Annotated in this window: 23 protein-coding genes; 9 read left to right on the plus strand and 14 right to left on the minus strand. The window is 76.3% G+C overall.

The genetic code is table 11. The features are described from left to right. The first annotated feature begins 2 nt into the window (after positions 1-2). The 3 genes from ABZ493_RS04095 to ABZ493_RS04105 all read left to right on the plus strand — a co-directional run bounded on the left by ABZ493_RS04095 (position 3) and on the right by ABZ493_RS04105 (position 6,588). On the plus strand, positions 3-2,900 hold the full coding sequence (locus ABZ493_RS04095; protein ID WP_430580903.1) for a VCBS repeat-containing protein: 2,898 nt from the start codon (positions 3-5) through the stop codon (positions 2,898-2,900). A gap of 85 nt (positions 2,901-2,985) precedes the next feature. Continuing rightward, positions 2,986-6,321: an AAA family ATPase gene (locus ABZ493_RS04100; protein WP_430580904.1), complete on the plus strand. Its 3,336-nt coding sequence runs from the start codon at positions 2,986-2,988 to the stop codon at positions 6,319-6,321. Positions 6,322-6,330: 9 nt separating this feature from the next. Beyond that, positions 6,331-6,588, plus strand: coding sequence for a hypothetical protein (locus ABZ493_RS04105; protein ID WP_430580905.1), 258 nt, complete (start codon positions 6,331-6,333; stop codon positions 6,586-6,588). Between the two features lie 143 nt (positions 6,589-6,731). Here ABZ493_RS04105 and ABZ493_RS04110 read toward each other — a convergent pair whose 3' ends face one another. Beyond that, the gene (locus tag ABZ493_RS04110) at positions 6,732-7,316 is read right to left on the minus strand and encodes a hypothetical protein (protein WP_430580906.1); all 585 of its coding nucleotides are present in this window, start codon (positions 7,314-7,316) and stop codon (positions 6,732-6,734) included. Between the two features lie 68 nt (positions 7,317-7,384). Here ABZ493_RS04110 and ABZ493_RS04115 point away from each other — a divergent pair, with 68 nt between their 5' ends. Further along, entirely contained in the window at positions 7,385-8,563 is a 1,179-nt protein-coding gene (locus ABZ493_RS04115; RefSeq protein WP_430580907.1) for an SLC13 family permease, read from the plus strand. Between the two features lie 37 nt (positions 8,564-8,600). Here ABZ493_RS04115 and ABZ493_RS04120 read toward each other — a convergent pair whose 3' ends face one another. Genes ABZ493_RS04120 through ABZ493_RS04135 form a run of 4 tightly spaced genes read right to left on the minus strand, consistent with a single transcriptional unit; the run spans position 8,601 to position 10,589 of the window. Further along, positions 8,601-9,056: a formyltransferase family protein gene (locus ABZ493_RS04120; RefSeq protein ID WP_430580908.1), complete on the minus strand. Its 456-nt coding sequence runs from the start codon at positions 9,054-9,056 to the stop codon at positions 8,601-8,603. Continuing rightward, entirely contained in the window at positions 9,041-9,421 is a 381-nt protein-coding gene (locus tag ABZ493_RS04125; RefSeq protein ID WP_430580909.1) for a VOC family protein, read from the minus strand. Before ABZ493_RS04125 ends, ABZ493_RS04120 begins: the two co-directional genes overlap by 16 nt. Beyond that, positions 9,418-9,942, minus strand: a complete 525-nt coding sequence (locus tag ABZ493_RS04130) for a hypothetical protein (RefSeq protein WP_430580910.1) — start codon at positions 9,940-9,942, stop codon at positions 9,418-9,420. Before ABZ493_RS04130 ends, ABZ493_RS04125 begins: the two co-directional genes overlap by 4 nt. Next, positions 9,939-10,589: a TetR family transcriptional regulator gene (locus ABZ493_RS04135; protein WP_430580911.1), complete on the minus strand. Its 651-nt coding sequence runs from the start codon at positions 10,587-10,589 to the stop codon at positions 9,939-9,941. Before ABZ493_RS04135 ends, ABZ493_RS04130 begins: the two co-directional genes overlap by 4 nt. A gap of 83 nt (positions 10,590-10,672) precedes the next feature. Between ABZ493_RS04135 and ABZ493_RS04140 the strand changes: the two genes are divergently transcribed. Beyond that, positions 10,673-11,254 carry a 1-acyl-sn-glycerol-3-phosphate acyltransferase gene (locus ABZ493_RS04140; RefSeq protein ID WP_430580912.1) on the plus strand — a complete coding sequence of 194 codons (582 nt, stop codon included), beginning with the start codon at positions 10,673-10,675 and terminating at the stop codon, positions 11,252-11,254. A 10-nt stretch (positions 11,255-11,264) separates the two neighbouring features. On the opposite strand, the gene ABZ493_RS04145 is transcribed toward ABZ493_RS04140, so the two are convergent. Continuing rightward, positions 11,265-12,167: an SDR family oxidoreductase gene (locus tag ABZ493_RS04145; protein WP_430580913.1), complete on the minus strand. Its 903-nt coding sequence runs from the start codon at positions 12,165-12,167 to the stop codon at positions 11,265-11,267. 103 nt (positions 12,168-12,270) lie between these two features. Between ABZ493_RS04145 and ABZ493_RS04150 the strand changes: the two genes are divergently transcribed. Further along, the gene (locus ABZ493_RS04150; protein WP_430580914.1) at positions 12,271-12,834 is read left to right on the plus strand and encodes a helix-turn-helix domain-containing protein; all 564 of its coding nucleotides are present in this window, start codon (positions 12,271-12,273) and stop codon (positions 12,832-12,834) included. A gap of 10 nt (positions 12,835-12,844) precedes the next feature. After that, positions 12,845-13,402: a GNAT family N-acetyltransferase gene (locus ABZ493_RS04155; protein ID WP_430580915.1), complete on the plus strand. Its 558-nt coding sequence runs from the start codon at positions 12,845-12,847 to the stop codon at positions 13,400-13,402. Here the strand turns inward: ABZ493_RS04155 and ABZ493_RS04160 are convergent. Beyond that, positions 13,283-15,346 (minus strand): hypothetical protein, encoded by a 2,064-nt coding sequence (locus ABZ493_RS04160; protein WP_430580916.1) that lies wholly within the window; start codon positions 15,344-15,346, stop codon positions 13,283-13,285. The two genes, ABZ493_RS04155 and ABZ493_RS04160, sit on opposite strands and share 120 nt — an antisense overlap. Positions 15,347-15,453: 107 nt before the next feature. Between ABZ493_RS04160 and ABZ493_RS04165 the strand changes: the two genes are divergently transcribed. Then, positions 15,454-15,741 carry a hypothetical protein gene (locus ABZ493_RS04165; RefSeq protein ID WP_430580917.1) on the plus strand — a complete coding sequence of 96 codons (288 nt, stop codon included), beginning with the start codon at positions 15,454-15,456 and terminating at the stop codon, positions 15,739-15,741. 52 nt (positions 15,742-15,793) lie between these two features. On the opposite strand, the gene ABZ493_RS04170 is transcribed toward ABZ493_RS04165, so the two are convergent. Beyond that, positions 15,794-16,690: a universal stress protein gene (locus ABZ493_RS04170; protein ID WP_430580918.1), complete on the minus strand. Its 897-nt coding sequence runs from the start codon at positions 16,688-16,690 to the stop codon at positions 15,794-15,796. A gap of 144 nt (positions 16,691-16,834) precedes the next feature. Between ABZ493_RS04170 and ABZ493_RS04175 the strand changes: the two genes are divergently transcribed. Then, on the plus strand, positions 16,835-18,580 hold the full coding sequence (locus tag ABZ493_RS04175) for a GAF domain-containing protein (protein ID WP_430580919.1): 1,746 nt from the start codon (positions 16,835-16,837) through the stop codon (positions 18,578-18,580). Here ABZ493_RS04175 and ABZ493_RS04180 read toward each other — a convergent pair. From ABZ493_RS04180 to ABZ493_RS04205, 6 genes are all read right to left on the minus strand, one after another. Beyond that, positions 18,535-19,212: a response regulator transcription factor gene (locus tag ABZ493_RS04180; protein ID WP_430580920.1), complete on the minus strand. Its 678-nt coding sequence runs from the start codon at positions 19,210-19,212 to the stop codon at positions 18,535-18,537. The two genes, ABZ493_RS04175 and ABZ493_RS04180, sit on opposite strands and share 46 nt — an antisense overlap. A gap of 56 nt (positions 19,213-19,268) precedes the next feature. After that, entirely contained in the window at positions 19,269-20,495 is a 1,227-nt protein-coding gene (locus tag ABZ493_RS04185) for a dipeptidase (protein ID WP_430580921.1), read from the minus strand. 146 nt (positions 20,496-20,641) lie between these two features. Then, positions 20,642-21,001: an RNA-binding S4 domain-containing protein gene (locus ABZ493_RS04190; RefSeq protein ID WP_430570832.1), complete on the minus strand. Its 360-nt coding sequence runs from the start codon at positions 20,999-21,001 to the stop codon at positions 20,642-20,644. A 68-nt stretch (positions 21,002-21,069) separates the two neighbouring features. After that, positions 21,070-21,363: a hypothetical protein gene (locus ABZ493_RS04195; protein ID WP_430580922.1), complete on the minus strand. Its 294-nt coding sequence runs from the start codon at positions 21,361-21,363 to the stop codon at positions 21,070-21,072. Positions 21,364-21,375: 12 nt separating this feature from the next. Beyond that, positions 21,376-21,639, minus strand: a complete 264-nt coding sequence (locus ABZ493_RS04200; protein ID WP_430580923.1) for a hypothetical protein — start codon at positions 21,637-21,639, stop codon at positions 21,376-21,378. Continuing rightward, the gene (locus tag ABZ493_RS04205) at positions 21,636-21,824 is read right to left on the minus strand and encodes a hypothetical protein (protein WP_430580924.1); all 189 of its coding nucleotides are present in this window, start codon (positions 21,822-21,824) and stop codon (positions 21,636-21,638) included. The genes ABZ493_RS04200 and ABZ493_RS04205 overlap by 4 nt, the downstream gene beginning before the upstream one ends. Between the last annotated feature and the right edge of the window lie 7 nt (positions 21,825-21,831).

A 21,831-nucleotide genomic window follows, 5' to 3' on the forward strand; every position in this document is an offset into this window, starting at 1 on the left:
CCATGCGCACCCATCACACCCCGACGGCGGCGAGGCTCGCCTCCGCCCTGGTCGCGACCGGGCTCGTCCTCGCGGTCGCGCCGCAGGCCCTCGCGACCGACGACGACGGCGTCCTGACGCTCACCGACGCCCAGGCCGACCGGTTGGCCGAGGACATGGGCGTCGACGTGTCCGCCGGAGCCGACGACGCCGCGGCCCCGGACGACGGGACGGCAGGAGCCGCCGTCCAGGACGGCACCGACCCGACCACCCGGGTCACGTTCACGAAGAAGTCCGCCGTCGAGGGCGTGCGCGGCCTCGGGGCCACCGTGCCCGCGGCCGGGCAGAAGTACTTCAGCGTCCACGCCCTCGGCAACGTGCAGCTCCACGCGCCGGACGGGACCACGCTCTGGGAGCGGGACAACGCCTCCCTGTACGCGGGCTGGGGCATCACGCCGCTGCGTCCGTGGGACAAGGAGACGTACCCGACACGGGTCGTCATGGGGTACGACGCCGTCAGCCCGTTCTCGCCCACCTCGGACTCGGGCTACGACGAGGGAGACCTCACCGGCGACGGTGTGCCGGACCTCGTCTTCTCGGCCTCGGTCGGCATGAACCCCGGCGTCGGCGTGAAGATCCCCGGCACGACCATGACCGCCGGGACGGTCGTCACGGTGCTGGACGGGACGACCGGCGCGACGGCGTGGTCGAAGGTGTACTCGTACGCCGCGATGGTCAAGGTCACGGGCGGCACGCTGCTCGTGGCGAACGCGCCCCGCAGCAACCAGTACGCCCCTGCGAGCGAGACGGCCACCCTCACCGGGATCCGGTTCGCCGCCGGCGGCGACGGCACGATCACGCCGTCCTCGACCTGGACCTACGACACCGGACAGACCGGCGACGTCAGCTGGGGCGCGGTCGAGGACCTCGGCGACGGCCGGGTCGCGGCATCCTGGAACCAGCGCAAGACGGACACGGTGACCCCGCACGGCACCACCGTGGCGCTCGACGTCGCCGACGGCTCGGTCGCCTGGCAGCAGGGTTCCGGGCTCTACGGCCGCCAGCTCCACGTCGACGCCGCCCGGGGGCGCGTGGTGGCCCTGGAGCAGGCCGACGTCTCGGACGCGGTGACGTACGAGGTCGTGTCCTACGACCTCGCCGACGGCGAGCAGTCCGTGCTGAGCACGCGCGTCAACGCGCTGCCCACGGCCATGACGATCGGCGACGCCGCGACCGGCGGCGGCGCGGAGTACGTGATCAGCGAGTCGACCCTCGACGCGAACCTCTTCGTCAACGCCAGCACGATCCGCGTGCTCAGCGGCAAGGACGGCGCCGAGGTGCAGTGGACGGCATCGATCAAGCGGGACCCGGCCAACGACCACCACGGGCCGAGCGTCTGGGGCCTGGACGTCGCCGGCGGCCTGGTGCTCGCCACCTCGCAGGACGACCGTGACATCACCACCGCCGACAACGTCAGCGGGCTGCGCTACGGCATGCTCAGCGCGTACACCGGCACGGGCAAGCTCAAGTGGCGCCAGCAGGGCACCGATGCGTCGCCGATGCTCCAGGAGGCCTACAGCAAGGGCGGCACGGACTACGTCCGCGTGATCGACCAGGCGCAGAACGTCCGCACGTACCGGGTCGGCAACGGCAAGGCCGCCGACCTGACGCCGCTCCAGGGCGACCTGTACGACGGCGCCACCGTGGACCTCGACGCGGACGGCAAGGACGACGTCGTCGCCGCCGGGTCGTCGCACGGGGTGTGGGCCTGGAAGGGCACCTCGCTCGTCGAGGGCGCGCCGAAGGAGCTGTGGCACGCCACCGTCGCCGGTGAGGTCCACGACGTCACCACGGGTGACGTCAACGGGGACGGCCGGCCCGAGGTCGTCGTCGCCGCCGACACCGCGACCGTCGTCCTCGACGGCGCCACGGGCACCGTCCTGACGACGATCGACGGCGCCGGCGCCTACGTCCGCTCCGTGACCGTGGACGACCTGGACGGCGACGGCAAGGACGAGGTCGTCGTGCCCACCGACGCCGTGCGCGCCTACGACGCCCGCGGCCGGGTCCGGTGGACCTACGCCGCGCCGACGGACCGCACCGACGTCGTCTTCGGCGACGTCCAGGTGGACCGCGGAGCCGTGTACGCCCAGTACACGACCGAGGGCGCGTTCACCGACGACGCCCCCGTCGTCGGCGCGGTGGCGCTCGACGGCGCGACCGGCGAGGCGCGCTGGCACGTCGCGCCCGAGGCACCGGCCCGCGCGGTGGACGGCACGCTGCACGGCGCGCTGCTCGACCACGGGGTGTTCGCCTCGCCGCTGGTCCCGTACGCGGACGGGCACGGCGTCGCCTTCACGTGGATCGCCCTGACCGACCCCACCACCGCCGGCGACGCCACCACCGCCAGCCCGTCCGTCACGGTCGAGATCCGCGACGGACGCACCGGCGAGCTCGTCCTCCAGGACTCCACCAAGAGCAGCCCGTGGTCGTTCGGGCACTTCTTCGTCGACGACGAGGGCGGCCCGCTGTACTCGATCTCCAACGGCGTGTTCCGCGGCTACCCGGGGGACGACGGGCAGATCACCCAGAGCTCCACGCTGGCGCCGCTGCGCAGCGCCCAGTTCATCACCGGGCCGGCCGGCCGCAAGTTGGTCGTGGGCGGCACCGAGGCGGGGGTCTCCGCCTACGACCCGTCCCAGCTCACCAACGGCGGGCTGTGGCAGTCCAGCATCGGCAGCGCCGTGGCGATGGGCGGCCGCGCGTACCTCGCGGCCGACCTCGACGCCGACGGCGTCGACGACGTGCTCTCGCTCAACTTCGACCGCCTCGGGGTCAACCGGACCGCGGAGCTCCTGGGCGGGGGGATCCTGTCCCTGGACGACGCCATCCACCAGCTGACGGCGTACACGCTGTCCTGACCGGCGGCCGAGCCCGCCACGCACCAGGACCCCTCGGCCGCTCCGGCCGGGGGGTCCTCGTCGTGCTGGATTACAGTTCCGGGACATGATCGCCCGGACGCCCACGCCGCCGCTGCTGCGGTTGCACCTGCTGGGCGGCTTCCGTGTCACGCGCGACGGCGGCCCGGACCTCCCTGAGCGGTGGCCGCGTCCCAGCGCCCGCACGCTCGTGAAGCTGCTCGCCGTGTCGCCGGACCGTCGGCTGCACCGCGAGGAGGCGATGGACGTCTGCTGGCCCGACGCCGACGGGCCGGCCCAGGTGGGCAGCCTGCGGGTGGCGCTGCACGCGGCGCGCCACGCCCTCGAGCCGGAGCTCGCGCCCCGCGCCGCGTCGTCGTACCTGGTGGCGGACGGGGTCCTGCTGCGGCTCGACCCGGCCACGGTGTGGATCGACGCCGACCACGCCGAGGCCGCGGCCGTCGCGGCGCTCGCCGCCGGCACCCCGGACGACCTCTCCGCCGCGCTGGACCTGTTCACCGGCGAGCTGCTGCCGGAGGACAGGTACGCGACCTGGGCGCAGCCCCGCCGCGACCGGCTCGCCGCGCTGCACGAGCAGGTGCGGCTCGCGCTCGCGGCCGCCCACCTCGCGGCGAGCGACGTCGCGCGGGCGGTCGCGGTGGCCGAGGCCGTGCTGGCCGACAGCCCTGCCGAGGAGCTGGCCCACCGGGTCCTCATCGAGGCGTTCCTGCGCCAGGGCCTGCGACGACGGGCGGTGTACCAGTACCACGCGTGCCGCGAGGCCCTCGACGCCGAGCTCGGCATCCGGCCCGGCCCGGAGACGGAGCGCCTGCACCGGCTCGCGCTCGACGCCTCCCCCGGTGGCGCCGACGCCGGCTCGACCCTGCCCGCACCGTTGCGCGCGCCGGCCGCGGCGCCGCTGCGGGGCCGGGAGGCCGAGCTCGCGCGGCTGCTCGCGGAGGACGGCCCGCCGGTACGCCTCCTCTCGGGCGAGGCGGGAGTGGGCAAGACGCGGCTCGTCGCCGAGGTCGCCCGCCGGGCGGCCGCGGACGGCGCCGCCGTGCTGTGGGGCGGCGGGCACGACGCCGAGGGGCACACGCCCTACGGGGCGTTCGCGGAGGCGCTCGACGGCTGGCTGGCCGAGCAGAGCGCCGGCTCCCGCGCCCGGGTCGGGGCGGAGCACCCCGAGCTGGCGGCGTTCCTCCCGTCGCTGGGCCGCGCGGACGCCGGCGGCCGCAGCCCGGAGGAGGAGCGCGACCGGCTGTTCCGCGGCACCGCGGCGCTGCTCGGCGACCTCGCCGCCGCGCGGCCCGTCGTCGTCGTGCTGGACGACCTGCACGCCGCCGACGCGGGGTCGTTCCAGCTGCTCGGCCACCTCGCACGGCGGGCCGCCCGCGCCGGCATCCCGCTGCGCTTCTTCGTGACGCTGCGGTGGGAGGAGCTGGCCGAGGGCGACCCGCGGCGGGTGGGGCTGACGGCCCTGGGACGTGCCGGCCTCACCGCGGCCGAGGAGGTCGGGCGCCTCGGCCGCGACGCGTGCCTCGCAGTGGGGGCGGACGCCGCCGGCGGGATCGGCGCCGCGCCCGCGGACCGTCTGGGGCGGGTGTGGGAGCTGTCCCTGGGCAACCCGCTGTTCGCCGCCGAGCTCGCCCGGGGCATCGCGGACCCGGCGGGCCGGGAGACGGAGGACGACGTCGCGCCCCTCGGGGTCCGCCAGCTCGTCGACGAGCGTCTGGGGCGGCTCGACGCCGACGCCCGCCGGGTCGTCGAGGCCCTGTCCGCGGCGGGCGGCGACGCCGCGCTCACCGAGCTGCTCGACGTCGCCGCCGCCGGCCTGCACCCGCCGCTCACGGGCCCCGCGGCGGCGGACGCGGTGGAGCGCGCCCTGGCGGCGTCCCTCGTCGAGGAGCGCGTGGTCGTCGTCGACGGGCGCGCCGAGACGGGGCTGGCCTTCCGCCACCCGCTGGTGCGGCTCACCTGCTACGACCGGCTCAGCGCCGTCCGGCGCCGACGGCTGCACGCGGCGTTCGCGCAGACCGTGCTGCGCCGCCGGCCCGAGGCCGTGGACGTCCTGGCGTCGCACTTCGCTCGCACGGACGACCCGCGGGCCGCCGAGTACCTGCGCCGTGCCGCCGAGCGCGCCGCCGCCCTGTACGCGAACGACTCCGCCGACCGCTACTACCGCGACCTCGTGGCCCGGCTCGACGTCGACGCCGCCCGGGCGCGTCTCGACCACGGCCAGGTGCTGCGCCGCATGGGGCAGTTCGAGGAGGCGGTGGCCGTGCTGCGGCCGGCTCTCGCCGAGCTCGACCGGCGCGGCGACCACGACGCGACGGTGTTCGCCGCGGCCCGGCTCGCCGAGATGCTCGCGCGGACCGGCGACCAGGGCGGCGCGGTCGAGGTGCTGCGACGCCACCCCGTGGAACCCCGCACGTCCCCGGAGCAGGCCGCCGCCCACCACCTCGCGTGGGCCACCCTGCTGAGCCGCCTCGGGCGCCACGAGGACGGCGTCGCCGCGGTGGACCGTGCGCTGCTGGTCGTCGACCGCGTGCCGGAGTCGGCCCGCGCCGGCCTTCTCGCCCGCGCCTACGCCCTGCGCGCGACGAACCTCGGGAAGTCGGGGCGCATCCGCGAGGCGGGCGAGGCCGCGGACACGGCCCTCCCCCACGCCGAGGCGTACGGCGACCCGACCCTCCTCGGCAACATCCTCTCGTCGCAGCGCGAGAACGCCCGGCGCGCCGGCCGCCTCGACGAGTCGGTCGCGATCGGTCACCGCGCGCTCGACCTGGTCGCACAGTCCGGCGACCCCGTCTCCGCGGCGTTCGAGCGCGCCAACCTCGCCGAGCTCCACCTGCTCCTCGACGAGGTCGACACCGCCCGCGGCCTGGCCGAGGAGGCGGTGGCCGGCGCCGAGGGCGAGGCGGAGTGGATCCTCCCGTACGCGCTCGCCGTCCTCGGTCGGGTCCTGTCCGTGTCCCGCCGACCGGCCGAGGCCAGGAGCCTGCTCGAGCGGGCGGCGGCGTCCGCCCGGGCGCTCGCCGACCGGCAGGCCCTGCACGAGGCGAGCACCGCCCTCGCGGAGCTCGCCCTGCGCGAGGGGCGCCCCGCGGACGCGCTGCGGGCCCTCGAGGACGACGACGAGCCGGCGCCCGTGCTCGCCGCCTGGTGCGCGCTCGGCGCCGGCGACCCCCACCGCGCACTCGGCCTCGCAGCGACCGAGACCGACCGCGCGCGGGGCGCCGGGGAGCGGCTCGCGGAGGTCGACGCCCAGGTGGCACAGGCCGTCGCGCTCCACCGGCTCGGCGACGCCGCCCGCGCGGAGGCGGTGCTCGGCCGGGCCGAGGCCCTGGCTCGGGCGCTGCCGTACCCGGCGGGCGCGGCTGCGGCCGCGGAGGCCCGCCGGACGGTCGACGCCGGTCGGTAGCCTGGCGCGATGCCCGCCACCCCTCCGGCGCTCACCTCGCTCGCCGCCCGCCAGCGCGACGTGCTGACCTCGTGGCTGCCGGACCTGGCCGTGGAGGCGGACATGAGCTGGGGGCTGGTGGAGACGACGGTGCTCCGCGTGACCTCCGGCGGGCGGACGCTCGTGGTCAAGGCCGGGGGCGAGCAGGACAGCTCGCGGTCGAGGAAGTGGTGGCTACGGGGCGAGGGCGAACCCCCGGTCCGAGCGTTGCTGGCCGGCCGGCGATGAGCGACCTCGACCGGCTCGCGTCGCGGGAGTTCCGGCGGTACCCGACCGCCTCGTCGCGGAGGCGCTGACCGGCGCCGGCGGCGCCCGCCCGGCGAGCCCCTGATCAGGCCGGACGGACGCCGCGGGCAGCTCGTGCGGTCTCCTCACTGCGGCGCGGCGAGGTGCTCCTCCCACGGCAGCAGCGTGACCGGGTGCGGCGGGTGGTCAGACGCCCGCAGGGTCAGGTCCACGACCGCCGCGCGCACCCGCGCCCAGTCGGCGTCGCCGCCGGGACCGCCGGGCCCGTCCGGACCCTGCGCGACCTCGAGGATCTGCCGCAGCACCAGGACGGCGCGCGTCTTGTCGACGCGGCCGGCGGTGTCGGGGTGAGTGGCGGCGCGCACGACCTGGGCGGCGAGGGCCGCTCCCCGCGAGCCCGGCTCGAGCGGGTCCGACGTGGCCAGGCGCACCGGCAGCGGCGCCCCGCGCAACGACCAGCGCGTGCCGGACGGGTCGTGCGCGACGATGCGCGTCGGGCCGCGCAGCAGCGACGCCACCAGCAGCCCGTCGGCGACCAGGACCGCCACCCCGCCGACCACCAGCACCCAGCCGGCCGCCTGCGATCCCGAGGCGTCGGTGAGCATCAGTACGCCGAGCCACACCACCCAGACGGTGGCGCAGCCGAGCGCCACCAGGGCAAAGACCACGGCCGCGGAGGCGTCCCCCGGGCGTCGACGACGGGTGCTCATACCCCTCAGTTGCCGGCAGAGGCCCGATCACTACCTCCGATATTCGATCCGACGTCTACGCTCGGCCCGTGACACGCCCCGCGCGACGGCTCCTGCCGCCCCTGTGGGTCCCGGCGCTCCTGCTCGTCGTCGTCCTGCCGCTGTCGGGGGCGCTGCCCGCCGACGAGGCCCGCTCGCTCGCCGCGCTCACCGGGCCCGTGCTGGGTTTCGTCGTGCTGCTCACGATCGTCGCAGAGCTCTGCGCGGGCGCCGGCCTGTTCGACGCCGTCGCGGACGGCGCCGCCCGGCTCGCCCGCGGACGGGCCGTGACGCTCTGGCTCCTCGTGGCCGCCGTCGCGACCCTCTGCACCGTCGTCCTGTCCCTCGACACCACCGCCGTGCTGCTGACGCCGGCCGTCGTCGCCGTCGCGCGGCGTGCCGGCCGCGACCCGCTCCCCCTCGCGCTCACCGTCCTGGCGCTCGCGAACACGGCGTCGCTGCTGCTGCCCGTGTCCAACCTCACCAACCTCATGGCCGCGTCGTCGTTCGACGCCGGGTACCTCGGGGTCATGGCGGCGCCCGCCGCCGCGGTGCTCGTCGTCGCGCTCGCCGCGCTCGCGGTGCTGCACGCACCGGCGCTGCGCGGCACGTTCGCCGTGCCGGACCGCCGCCGGCCCGCCGACCCGGTGCTCCTCGGGGTGGCCGGGGGCGTCGTCGTCCTCATGGGCGTCGGCTTCGCGGCCGGGCTGCCCGTGCTGCCCGTGGCGCTCGGCGCCGTCGTCGCGCTCGGGGCGGCGACGGCGTGGCGCCGGGTGCCGCTGCTCGTCCCGGTGCGCGAGCTGGTGCCGTGGCGCACGGTCGTGGTCACCGCCGGCCTGTTCGCCGTCGTCGGCACCTGGCACGCGCACGGGCTCACGGACCTGCTCGGCCCGCTCGTGGGCACGGGCGGGGACGCCGGCGGGCTCGCCCAGGTCGCCGCCGTCGGCGCGGCGTCGGCGAACGTGGTGAACAACCTGCCCGCCTACCTGGCGCTCGCCCCCACCGTCACGGGCGACGACGCCCGGCTGGCGGCGCTGCTCGTCGGCGTCAACGCCGGCCCCCTGATCACGCCGTGGGCGTCGCTCGCCACCCTGCTGTGGCTGCAGCAGTACCGCCGGCACACGTTCTCCGCGCCCGCGGGCCTGCTGCGCCGTGTCGTGCTGCAGGGCGCCGTCGTCGCGCCGCTCGCCGTCGCCGCCGGCGTCCTCGCCCTGGCGGCGGCGGGCTGAGCCGCCGCCGGGACCCGTCGGCGGCGGATGGGCGTGCTCAGGAACGCCAGGCCCTCAGCACCTCGACCAGGAGGGCCTTCTCCGCGGCCTGCACCCGCGCGCGCAGGGCGGGCACGTCGTCGCCGGGAAGGACCGGGACCTCGGCCTGGGCGACGACGGGCCCCTCGTCGTAGTCCGCCGTCACCACGTGGACCGTCGCGCCGGAGACCGGGCGCCCGGAGGCGAGGACGGCCTCGTGCACGTGGTCGCCGAACATGCCGGCGCCACCGAACTCCGGCAGCAGCGCGGGGTGCGTGTTGAGGATCCGCCCGTCGTAGCGGGCGAGCGCCCGCGGCCCGAGCTTCTTCATGTACCCGGCGAGCACCCGACCCGAGGACGTGCCGGCTGCGCTCCCCGCACCCGACCCGACCAGGGCGACACGGAGCGGGACGAGAGGGCTCGCGGCGGCGGTCACGGCCCGAGCCTGCCAGAGCTCGGTCAGGACGTCGCCCACACGCCCAGCTCGTTGCCGCTCGGGTCGAGGAAGTGGAAGCGGCGGCCGCCGGGGAACTCGTAGGGCCCGGCGACCACCCGCCCGCCCGCGGCCGTCACGCCGGTCAGCGTCGCGTCGAGGTCGTCGGAGTACAGCAGGACGAACGGGCCGCCCCGGGAGACCTCGGAAGCCTCGGCGAGCCGCAGGCCGCCCGCCTCCGCAGGCGCCTGCTCCGCCGCCGTGCGGATGCCCGCGTATCCCGGCCCATAGGGGACGAACTCCCAGCCGAACGCCGCGGCGTAGAACTCCTGGGCCGCCGCGAGGTCGGTCACCGGCAGCTCGAGGTAGTCGATGGTGTGGTGGACGCCGTGCGCGTGCTCGCTCATCCCGGCAGCATCGCGCGCCCCTCCGACACGCGCCGTGCACGTCGTGCGACGGCGGCGCGCCCCCCGCCCGCGGCCGCAGCGCCCACCACCATCAGGAAGACGACCATGCTCGGCCACCACGTCCAGAGCCCGATCGCGACGGCCGCGACGAAGGCCAGGCCTCCACCGAGGGCGGCGAACACCCCGGCCCGCCGCGCGGGCGAAACGCCGCGACGGTCGAGCGCCCGCTCGACGAGGATGCCCGTCGGTAGGCCGACGGCCCACACGACCACGGCCGCCACCATCCACATGATCAGGCCGAAGAGACCCGTCGAGGCGCCCCAGTCCAGGCCACCGGTATGAGCGCCCCCCACCATGCCTGCGACCACGCCGGCGACCAAGCCCACGACCGCCGCCACCAGGACCAGGGCGAGAAGGATGCCGGAGGCCCAGGCGCACGTGCCCGCGACGACGCCCGTCGCCCGCGACCACGGCCCGTCGCCGCCGAACCGCCAGACCCTGGCCTCCCGCTCGCCGCTCACGCCCGCACCTGCCGCGCGAGGCGGACGACGTCGTCCACGACCGACCGGACCCCGGGCACCCCCGCGACCCGGACGAGCCGCGCGATCAGCGGCGCCGCGCCGTCGACGAGGGCCCGCGTCCGGCGCTGCCCCGGCGAGGCGTCGTGCACCCAGAACAGGGTCACCCCGAGCCAGGCCAGCCACAGCAGGTACGGCAGCTCGTCGCGCAGCGCGGCCGGGACCCGCGCCCCCTGCACCGCCTGGGCGTGCAGGTCCCGGCTGAGCCGCGCCGTCGCGTCGGACGCCCGGGAGAACGGGCTCTCGGCGGCACCGGGCCGGATCGCGACGGCGACGAGCTCGGCGCCCAGGCCGTGCGACGGCTCGAACGCGTCGAGGCCCACGTGCCACAGCGCGCGCAGCCGTGGGCCGAGGCCGGAGACGCCCTCCAGCGCGCCGGCTGCGCGGCGGGCGTGGTCCTCGTTGACGTCGAGGTACAGCTCCTGGACCAGGTCGGCCTTGGACCCGAACCAGTAGTACGCGACGCCGGTCGCGACGCCCGCCTCCGTGGCGACCGTCCGCATCGTGGTCGACGCGAAGCCTCGCTCGCGGAACAGCCTGAGGGCGGTACGCCGGACGAGCTCGCGGGTCGACTCCTCGGGCCCGCTCATGGCGTGGCCGGACGTCTGAACACGTTCAGTCTGAACATGTTCAGATTCCATCACATCCGCGCCAGGGCCGGTAGAGTCGCCCGATGCTCAGCACCCTGCGCCGCGCGCTCGCCGCCACCTACTGGCGGCTCAGCCGCTGGACCCTGCGCAGCGAGCCCGCCCCCGCGCAGGCGGGCGTGCTGGTGGGCGCGCCGCACACGTCCAACTGGGACTTCGTGCTCATGCTCGCCATCGCCTGGCGACTGGGGCTCGACGTGCGCTGGCTGGGCAAGCACACCCTCTTCGCCGGCTGGCGCGGGCCGCTCATGCGCGCACTCGGCGGCATCCCCGTGGACCGGCGCGACCCCAGCCGCGTGGTCGACGACGTGCTCGCCCACGTCCGCGCCGGCGAGGTGTTCCACCTCGTCGTGACGCCCGAGGGCACGCGCTCCGGCGACGGGTGGAAGTCGGGCTTCTACCGCATCGCCCGGGCCGCGGACCTGCCCGTCACGCTCGGGTACGTCGACCGCACCACGATGACGACGGGCCTCGGCCCCACCCTCCGCCTCACCGGCGACGTGCGCGCCGACATGGACGACATCCGCGCGTTCTACGCCGACAAGGCGGGCCTGCGCCCGGCGCTGCGCACCGAGCCGCGGCTGGCGGACGAGGACCGGCAGGGCTGACGCCGCCGCGTCAGCCGCGCGCCGCGTGGTCGTACGCGCCGGCGGCGATGTCCTCGACCAGGGTGGGACCGACGGGCTCCCAGCCCAGTCGCTCGCGGGTGATCGCGCTCGACGCGACGGCGTCCATGCCCCAGAACCGGCTGAGCCAGCCGAAGTGGTCGGCGGCGTCGGCCGGGTCGACGGAGACGGCGGGCACCCCGACGGCGCGGCCGATCGCCTCGGCGATCTCGCGGGAAGGCACCCCCTCCTCGGCGACGGCGTGCACCGCGGACCCCGCGGGCGCCTTGTCGACCGCGAGGGCGACGAGGCGCCCGGCGTCGTCGACGTGGACGGCGGGCCACCGGCCCGACCCGTCGCCGACGTAGCCGGAGACGCCCCGCTCGCGCGCGATCTGCGTCAGAACCGCCGTGAACCCGTGGTCGCCCACCCCGTGCACGGTGGCCGAGAACCGCAGCGCCACCGACCGCACGCCCCGGTCCGCGGCCTCGAGGGCGAGGCCCTCGGAGCCGCCGCGCGGGGCGTCCGGGCCGGAGAACAGGGAGCGGTCGTTCTCGGTCATCGTCACGCCCGGGGTGCCGACCAGGCCGGACGCCAGCAGGAGGGCGCGACCGCTGCCCGCCAGCTCGTCGACGAAGGTCTCGACGGCGGCGCGCTCGACGCGGCCGGCCCCCACGTAGTCGTCGAAGTCGTGCTTGAAGGCCAGGTGCACGACGGCGTCGGCGCCCTTGGCGCCGGCGCGCAGGCTCTCCAGGTCGTCGAGCCCGCCGCGGTGCACGGTCGCGCCCAGGGCCTCGACCCGGCGGGCGGAGTCGTCCGAGTAGCCGAGGCCGACGACGTCGTGCCCGGCGGCGATCAGGTGCGGAACCGTGTGGGAGCCGATCCAGCCGGAGGCTCCGGTGACGAAGACGCGCATGGGTTCTCCTCTCGTGGGCCGCGCCGCGGCCCAGTGATGTCAGTTGCTGACATCACTCACGTTACACCTGATGTCAGAGGCTGTCATCACTAGACTGTCCCGCATGGCCCGATGGGAACCCGACGCGCGCGGGCGCATGACGCGCGCCGCGCTCGACCTCTACGCCGAGCAGGGGTTCGAGCAGACGACGACGGCGCAGATCGCGGAGCGCGCCGGCGTCACCGAGCGCACGTACTTCCGGCACTTCGCCGACAAGCGCGAGGTGCTGTTCGACGGCGGGCACGAGCTCGAGGCGGCCGTCGCGGCCACGATCGCCGCCGCGCCCGACGCGACCGACCCGCTCGACGTCGTCGGCGAGGCCGTGGCCTCCGCCGTCGCGGTCCTCGAGGAGCGCCGCGAGTTCGCCGCCCGACGCGCCGCCGTCGTCGCCGCGACGCCCCGGCTGCAGGAGCGGGAGCTCCTCAAGCTCGCCGGGCTGCGCGACGCCGCCGCCGCAGCCCTGCGCGGACGCGGGGTCCCGGAACCCGACGCCTCGATGGTGGCCGAGGCGGGCGTGGGCGCCTTCCGCGTCGGGTTCGAGGCCTGGATCGCCTCCGGGCAGGCACGCCCGGTCGCCGACGAGGTGCGGTCCGCCCTCGCGGCCCTGCGCGCCCGGGCCCGCGGCTAGGCTCGCCGTCGTGCACGCCACCACGTTCCGCCCCACCGCGCTGCCCGCCGGCGTCACCCTGCGCCTGCTGCACCCGGACGACGGGCCGGCCCTCGCCGCGGCCTACACCCGCAACCGGGAGCACCTCGCGCCCTGGGAGCCGGTGCGCCCGCCGGAGTTCTTCGACGCCGGCCGACAGGCCGAGCTCGTCGCCACGGAGCTGCGGTCGCACGAGGACGGCCGGTCGACGTCTCTCGTGCTCGAACGTGCCGGGGAGCTCGTCGGGCGCGTGAACCTGTCCGACATCGTGCACGGCGCGTTCTGCAGCACGCACCTGGGCTACTGGGTCGACGCCTCGCTCGCCGGGCGCGGCGTCATGACCGCGGCCGTCGAGGCCGTGTGCGCGCACGCCCGCGACGTCCTGGGCCTGCACCGCGTCCAGGCGGCGACCCTGCTGCACAACGCGGCGTCACAGACTGTGCTCGCGCGCACCGGGTTCGAGCGCATCGGCACCGCGCCCTCCTACCTCCGGATCGCCGGCCGCTGGCAGGACCACGTGCTCTTCCAGCGCATCCTCCACGACGGCTGACGCCGCGGCGGCCGACCGGGAGCGACGACGCCGCCGCACCACGAGCGCGGCCACCCCTCCCGCCGCGCCGAGCACCAGCACCACGACCCCGGCTCCCGCCCACGGTGCCGCGTCCGCGCGCTCGAGCGCGGCGTCGGCCCGCTCGGCCGCGTCGTCGAGGTCCCCCGCGGAGAGGTCGTCCCGCGCGCGCTCGGCCGCCCGGTCGACGCCGAGCACCGCAGCGCCGAGCCCGGACACCGGGTCGCGGTCCGCCTCGGCCGCGCGGACGGCACCGCCGACACCGGTCGTCACCTCGGCGGCCCGCGGCAGCAGGGTGGCGAGGTCGGCGTACCCGTCGGCGTCGGACGCCCCCTCGTACGCCGCGCGCACCGGCTCCGGCACCTCCACGCCCGCTGCTGCCGCCGCGGCCTGCACCTGCCCGGCGCCCTGCGCGGCGCCGTCGAGCGCCGCGCGCACGTCCTTCGCGTCGTCGAACTCCCAGTCGGTCATCGCCGTCCGCAGCCCGAGCGGCGGCGACCAGGCGCCGTCGGCCTCGTCGAGGTCCGCGTAGGCGTCGCGGGCCGCGGCCCGGGGCTCCAGCGCCGCCTTCTGCTCGGCGTCGAGCACCCAGGTGCGCAGCACCTTCGGCGCCCCGGCGACGTCGCCGCGCTCCTCCACGAGGTCGAGGAAGCGCCGCCAGTCCGTGCGCCCCCAGTTCTCGTCCCGCGACCCCGGGCGCTCGTAGGCGCTCTCCCCCGCCTGCGCCGCCGACACCACCGCGGTGAACGCGTCGTCGTCGAGCCCGCCCAGCAGCTTCTGCAGCACCGCGTACGACGCCGCGTACCCGTACTGCTCCGCGTCCTCGTCCAGCTCGCCGGGGTGCGCGTCCCACGCCGTCAGGGGCACGGCGACGTCGGCGTCCCGGTCCGGGGTCGACCACGGGTCGCTCGTCACCCCCGTGCGGTCGGCCGCGCGCTGCGCCACCACCTCCGTCATCCCCTCGGACAGCCACCTCCCGGTGAGGCGGTCGGGGTTCAGCCAGGCGTGCGTGAGCTCGTGGTACAGCGTCGCGGTGTCGAGGTCCTCGGGGATGACGATCTCGTCCCGGTCCGCGTCGAACCAGGCGTACCCGAGCACCTTCGGCGACACGTCCTCGCGGATCGTGTCCAGCCCGCCCGGCCACGGCTGCCCGACGAGGTCCTCCAGCACGGGCAGCCCGTCCTGCAGACCCTTCGCGACGAACCCGGTCCACTTCCGGTCGCCGGGGAAGCTCTGCAGGGTGAGCGTCGTGCCGCCCGCCTCGACGACCTTCTCGTCCGCCTTCTTCGGGTCGCGCGCCGAGACGACCGCCCAGATGCCGTCCTTGTCGGAGTTCTCCGTGGCCGTGTACGTGACGGTCTTGCCGGACCGCTCCTGCGTGAACGCGTCGGACGTCGCGTCGAACGTCATCGATGCCGGCAGCACCACCTCGACCGTCGTCCGGCCGACGTCGCCCACGCCCGACACGGCGAACGTCGCGAAGCCGTCCCCCACCCGCGTGTAGTCCTTCGAGCGCACCGGCTCGCCCGGCACGTCGAAGCTCCACTCGATGGTGCGCGTGTGCCCGTACCGCAACGGCGCGAACGTGGCCACGGCGTACCGGGTGCTCGGGTCCTCGGTCTTCTCGAGCCGCACCGGCAGGGCGGCGCCGCCGCTCGTCGCGCGCACGTCCTCGGCGCCCGCGGGCACGGCGATCGAGTACGACGTGAAGTAGTAGTACGTCAGCCCCCGGTCGGGCGTGACGTTGCCGATGGTGGTGGTCGACGTGACCCGCACCTCGGTGTCCTTCGCCCGCAGCACGTACCGGCTGTGCGACTCCTCCGTGAGCCCCTCGTCCGCGACGGCGGCCGGCCCGGAGAGCAGCAGGGCGCCCGCGCCGAGGAGGGCACCGAGCAGGAGGCGCCGAGGCGCGGGCGAGGGGGTCATCGCGCGCATCCTTGCGCCTGCCGTCGCCGCTTCGCAAGCCTGTCCCGGGTGCGCGACGTCGTCCCGTGCGGTAGACCGGAACCCGTCGGGCCGCGGAGGGGGACGCCATGGGTACTGACAGGGGTACGGAAGGCACGGGCGCCGACGCCGGCTCGCTGACCATCGCCCTGCTCACGGCGTGCTCGGAGCCCGACCTCGGCATCCGCTCCCGCATCGTGCAGGAGCTGCTCGACGAGGCGAGCGTGGACCCCCGGCTCGCCCGCGAGGTGATCACCACCATGCTGACGGCGTCGGTGATGTCGCTGCGCGCGTACACCGACGCGACGCGGCGTGATCCGCACGACGTCCTGCGCGCCCTCGGCACCAGCTGGTCCCAGCGCTCGCTCAGCGCCTGACCCTGCCGCCGCGCGCCCGTCGGGGGAGTCGAGGGGCGCGCGGCCGCAAGCTCTAGTCGTGCACCACCGACACCGCGCACGGCGCGTGGCGCACGATCCGGTCGGGCCCGCCGCGCGCGCGGCCGACCTGGAGGGATGCGGCGCGGCCGCTCGTCACCACCAGGTCGTCCGACCGCAGCGCGGAGAGCAGCGCGCCCGGCGCGGTGCCGCGGCGTGTCTCGACCGTCCAGCCGACGGCGGGGTACTTCTCCCCCCACCGCGCGACGCGGGCCTCGAGGTCCGCCCGCGCCTCGGCGCGCAGCCGCTCGAGCCACGCCAGGTCACCGTCGGTGACGCCCGCGAACATCCCGGCGTCGGCCGAGTGCGCCGCCGTGAGGGGCACACCGGCCCGGTCGGCCTCGTCGAACCCCGCCTCGAGCACGCGGTCGGATTCGTCGCGGGGGTCGACGGCGACGACGACGCGGCGCGGTTCCTGGGCGCGGGCGGCACGCGGCACGACGACGACCGTCCCGGGGGCCAGCGCCGCCACGGCGGACGAGATGGATCCCATGGGGACGCGGTCGAACGTGCCGACGCCGCGTCGTCCCACCACCACGACGGCGCCGCGGCGGGCGTGGCGCACGAGCACGGCGCACGCGTCGCCGCGCACGACCGCGAACTCGACCCCGGCGGGCGCGGACGCCGGCGCCGTCGCCCGCGCCGTGCGCTCGAACCGGGCTCGGGCCCGGGACAGCAGGTCCTCCGCCTCCGCCCGCGGGTCCCCTGCGCGAGGCCCGGCCGTGACGGTCCCACCGGCGACCGGGTGCGCGTAGGCGTGCACGACGACGAGCCGGGCGCGCAGCCGCGCGGCCTCGCCCGCGGCCCACGCCATGGCGTGGTAGCCGCCCTCCGAGCCGTCGACACCCACGACGACGTCCCGGACCACGTCCTGCGCACCGTTGGTCTCCATGGCGTCCCCTCCCGACCGCACCAGTGGGCCACACGACCCCGGGCGCGCGGCAGTGCCGAACGCCCCGGCGCCCGGGCCGAAGGTCCCGATCGGGACGACCGGGACAACGCGCGGGTGTCCGGAAGTGCTTCTACCCTGTGTGCCGTGAGTCCGCGGCAGGGTCGCCGGGAACGGGACATGGACGTCCTGCTGGACGCCGTCGTGTCCGTCGGCCGCGGCCTCGAGCTGGAGACGACGCTGCACCGGGTGGTGCAGGCCGCCGCCACGGTGGTCGATGCGCGCTACGCCGCGCTCGGCGTGCTCGGGGAGGACCGGCGCATCGCCCGGTTCCTCACCGTCGGCATGTCCGAGGAGGAGATCCGTGCCGTCGGCCCGTACCCCACGGGGCACGGGATCCTCGGCGAGCTCATCCGCGACCCCCGCCCGCTCCGCCTCCCGGACATCGCCGCGGACCCTCGCTCGGTCGGCTTCCCGCCGCACCACCCGCCCATGCGCAGCTTCCTCGGCGCGCCGCTGCAGGTGCACGGGGAACCGTTCGGCAACCTCTACCTCACCGAGAAGCGGGGCGGCGGGGAGTTCACGGCGGACGACCAGCGCCTGCTCACGGGATTCGCGTCCGCCGCGAGCTTCGCCGTCGAGAACGCGCGCCTGTACGAGGAGACGCGGCTGCGGGAGCGGTGGCTGCGGGCCGACGACGAGATCGCCCGCCGCCTGCTGTCGGGCGAGGACCCGGACAGCGTGCTCGACCTGGTCGCGGCGGAGGCGATCAGCGTGTCGGCCGCCGACACGGCCGGGATCGCCGTGCCGGTGGACGACGACCCGGCCCAGGATCCACCGGCCCTCGTCGTCCGCTCGGCGGTCGGGATCCGGGCGGAGAGCCTGCGCGGGCAGGTGCTGGACCCGCCGCGCTCGTTCAGCGCGATGGCGTTCGTGGACGGGCGGCCGGTCGTCACCGCCGACGCCACGACCGACGGCCGGGCGGAGGTCGCCCTGCACCCCGACGGCTCGCTCGGGCCGGTCGCCGCCTTCCCGCTCGTGGGCCGCGGGCGGCGGGCGCGCGGCGTGCTCGTCGTCGGGCGCGTCCGGGGCGCCGCGCCCTTCCCGACCGTGGTCGTCGAGGCGCTGGGGGCGTTCGCGAACCAGGCCGCCGTCGCGCTCGAGCTGGCCGAGCGGCGGGCGGACGTCGCCCGGCTGGCCGTGGTGCGCGACCGGGACCGCATCGCGCGCGACCTGCACGACCTGGCGGTGCAGCGCCTGTACGCGACCGGGCTCTCGCTGCAGACCGTGGACCGCCGCCTCGCGGACCCCAGACCCCTGGGGCCGGAGGAGACGCGCGAGATGGCGGGCCGCGTCGGGGAGGCCATCGACCAGATCGACGAGACGATCGACCTGATCCGCACCACGATCCGCGGGCTGCGCGACCCGGGCGGCGACCTCCCGCACCGGGTCGGCACGCGGTCGCTGCTGCTGGCGGAGGCCGACGCCGCGACCCACGCGCTCGGCTTCGCCCCGACCGTCCGGTTCGCGGGGCCGATCGACGCCCAGGTGCCGTCCACCGTGGCGGCGCACCTCGTGGCCGTGCTGCGGGAGAGCCTGTCGAACGCGGCGCGGCACGCCCGCGCCACCCGGGTTCGGGTGGCGCTGCGCGCGGGTGACGACCTCGTGCTGACCGTCGTCGACGACGGCGTCGGCACTCCCCTGGACGCGCCGCGCAGCGGCCTCGCGAACCTCGCGCGCCGGGCCGACGAGCTGGGCGGCTCGTTCGAGGTCCGGCCGGGCCGGGCGGGTGGCACCGCGCTGCGCTGGCGGGTGCCGCTCACGCGACCCCCGGGCGTCCCGGCGGCTCAGGAGTCCGTGGGCCTCTCGGGGTCGTCGGGCCGGCCGAGCTGATCGAGTCGGGCCGCGAGGACCGCGGCCTGCACCCGGCGCTCGAGCCCGAGCTTCGCCAGCAGGCTGGACACGTAGTTCTTCACGGTCTTCTCGGCGACGAACAGCTCCGCGCCGATCTGCCGGTTCGTCATGCCCTCGCCGATGAGGACCAGGATGCGCCGCTCCTGGTGGGTGAGCTCGCCGAGCGGGTCCTCGGCCTCGGTCTTCTCGCGCAGCCGCGCCATCACCCGCCCCGTGGCCCGCGGGTCCAGCATGGAGCCGCCCGCCGCCACGGTCCGGATGCCCGCGACCAGGTCGGTGCCGCGCACCTGCTTGAGCACGTAGCCGGACGCCCCGGCGAGGATCGCGTCGAAGAGCGACTGGTCGTCGTCGAACGACGTGAGCATGAGGACCGCCGCGTCCGTGCGCGACCGCAGCTCCCGGCAGACGGTGACGCCGTCGCCGTCGGGCAGGCGGACGTCGAGGACGACGACGTCGGGCCGCACGGCCGGGACCCGCGCGAGCGCCTCCGCGGCCGTCCCGGCGGTGCCGACGACCTCGAGGTCGGCCTCCATGCCGAGCAGGTCGGCGACGCCGCGGCGCACCACCTCGTGGTCGTCGACGAGGAACACCCGCACGGGCGCGCCGGTCATGGCCACACGCTAGCCCTCCGGCGCGCCCTCGGCCGGGCAGCCGTCGCGGGCAACCGTCAGCGGGCGCCGTCGAGGTCCTCGAGGCGCGCGACGCTCGGCTCCCGCTCGGTCTGCAGCCGGGCCGCGACGTCCTCCGCGCCGCGCAGCACCCGCAGCACGTTGCCGCTGGTCAGGGCGGCCAGGTCGGCGTCCGACCAGCCACGGTCCGCGAGCGCCGCCAGGAGGGCCGGGTAGCCCGAGACGTCGCGCAGCTCGTCCGCGAAGCCGCCCGCGCCGTCGTAGTCGCCGCCGAGGCCGACGTGCGCCGCCCCCGCGACCTCGCGCACGTGCTCGACGTGCGCGACGACGTCGTCGAGCGACGTCGGCGGCTTGGGGTGCGTCTCGGCCCAGGCGGTGGAGAAGCGGTCGAACTCGGCGTAGTCGTTCGGCGCGATCCCGGCGGCCCTCGCGGCCTCCCCGGCCCGGGCCCGCCACTCGCCGATCGCCGGGGTGACGAAGCTCGGCACGAACGTCACCATGCACACGCCGCCGTTGTCCGCGAGGCGCGCGAGCACGTCGTCGGGCACGTTGCGAGGCACGTCGCAGACGGCGCGCGCGGAGCTGTGCGAGAAGATCACCGGCGCCTCGGTGACGTCGAGGGCCGCGCGCATCGTGCCCGCCGAGACGTGCGACAGGTCGACGAGCATGCCCAGCCGGTTCATCTCGCGCACCACCTCGCGACCGAACGCGGTCAGGCCGCCCTCGTCGAAGCGCCCGTCCGCGGGCCGGTCGTCGGTGGCGGACTCGGCCCACGGGTTGTGGTGGTTGTGCGTCAGCGTCATGTAGCGCACGCCCAGCTCGTACAGCATGCGCAGCGCGCCCATCGACGAGTCGATCGACTGCCCGCCCTCGGCGCCCATGAGCGACGCGATGCGGCCCTCCGCCCACGCGGCCACGACGTCGTCGGCGCTCGTCGCGAGGCGGAAGTGCTCCGGCCAGCGCGCGACCATGCGGTGCACGGCGTCGACCTGCTCGAGCGTCGCCGTGACGGCGGCGCTGCCGGGCAGGTTGGACGGCACGTACACCGACCAGAACTGCGCGCCCACTCCCCCGGCGCGCAGCCGTGGCACGTCGGTGTGCGTGCGGCCCTCGGTGCCGGCCTCCAGGTCCAGGCGCGACCAGTCGTACGCGACCTGGTCGCGCGCCTCCCACGGCAGGTCGTTGTGCCCGTCCCAGACGGGGTGCTCGCGCAGGAGCGCGGCGATGCGATCGGTGTGGCCGTCGGGGTCCGGAGAGCTGGTCATGTCCCGCACGCTACGCGCCCCCGCCCTCCCGAGTTGTCAGAGCCAGGTGGGGGTAGAGCCCGGTGTGGATCTGACAACTCTCGAGCGACGGAACCTGTCAGAGCGAGGTCGGGGTAGAGCACGACGTGGCTCTGACAGGTCGGGAGTCAGCGGCGGCCGCCGCGCAGCCGGTCGATCTCGCGGCGCTCGCGCTTGGTGGGGCGGCCGGCGCCGCGGTCGCGGACGCCGACGGCCTCCCGCTCCTGGCGGGTGGGCATCGGCGGGCTCTCGTCGCGGTACGCCTTGACCGCCAGCGGCGCGCCCACGCGCTTGGGCAGCAGCTCGACGACGACGACCTTGCGGTCGCGGAGCGGGTCGCGCCAGGTGACGGTGTCGCCCACCGTGACGGACGTCGACGGCTTGGCGACCGTGCCGTTCACCCGCACCCGCCCCGACCGGAGCAGGGCGGCCGACGACGACCGGCTCTTGAAGAGCCGCACCGCCCACAGCCACACGTCCACGCGCACGACGTCAGCCTCTCACGACGTCCGACCGACCAGGCCGCTCTCGTCCGCCGCAGCAGCCCCGACACGCACTAGCGCCACCGGGTGTCACCCCTCCCGCGGGCGGCGGGCATCCGCGCGAGGATCGCCTCCGCCTCGGCGAGGTCGCGACCGACGACGGGCCCCGCACGACGGCGACCCGACCCGAGCGCCGGCACGTCACGATCCACGTCACGATCCACGTCACGATCCAGCTGGACGCGGACGACGGGCGTGCCCGGCGGGTCCACCGGCGGCAGGTCGCCGTCGCTGATCGCGACGACGCCCTCCACCCGCAGCAGCCGGATCCGCAGCAGCCGCGCGAGGAGCTGGATCCTGACGATCATGTCCGGCGCCGCCTACCCGCCGAGCCGGATGTCGCCGTACGGGTCCGCCCCCGCGCGCGACGACCCGGACCGGCGTCGCGACTCGCCGTCGCGACCGCCGTCGTCGCTCCCGCCGTCGTCGCTCCCGCCGTCGTCCTCGAGGCGATCACGCAGGCCCGCGACGAGCGCCCGGGCGCCGGCCTCGATCTGCGCGTACCGCTCCCGCCCGGCTCGCGTCCCGACCACATACCCGAGCCCGAAGAACAGGGCCCGACCGAGCGTCTTCCGACCGATCATCCCGACCCCTCCTGGTCCTGCCGCGTGCGGATCGCCGACGCGACCGCGCTCGCGGCCGTCACCCCGGCGACCGACCCGAGCGCGATGAGCCCGGACCGCACCGCCGTGCCGCCGGACCGCTTCGGCCTGCGCCCCAGCGCCTCGGCGACCCGGTCGACGAACGTCTTCTTGCGCCACCACGCCATCGTCGTG

This window comes from Isoptericola sp. NPDC019482, from assembly GCF_040632295.1.
Lineage (GTDB): Bacteria > Actinomycetota > Actinomycetes > Actinomycetales > Cellulomonadaceae > Isoptericola.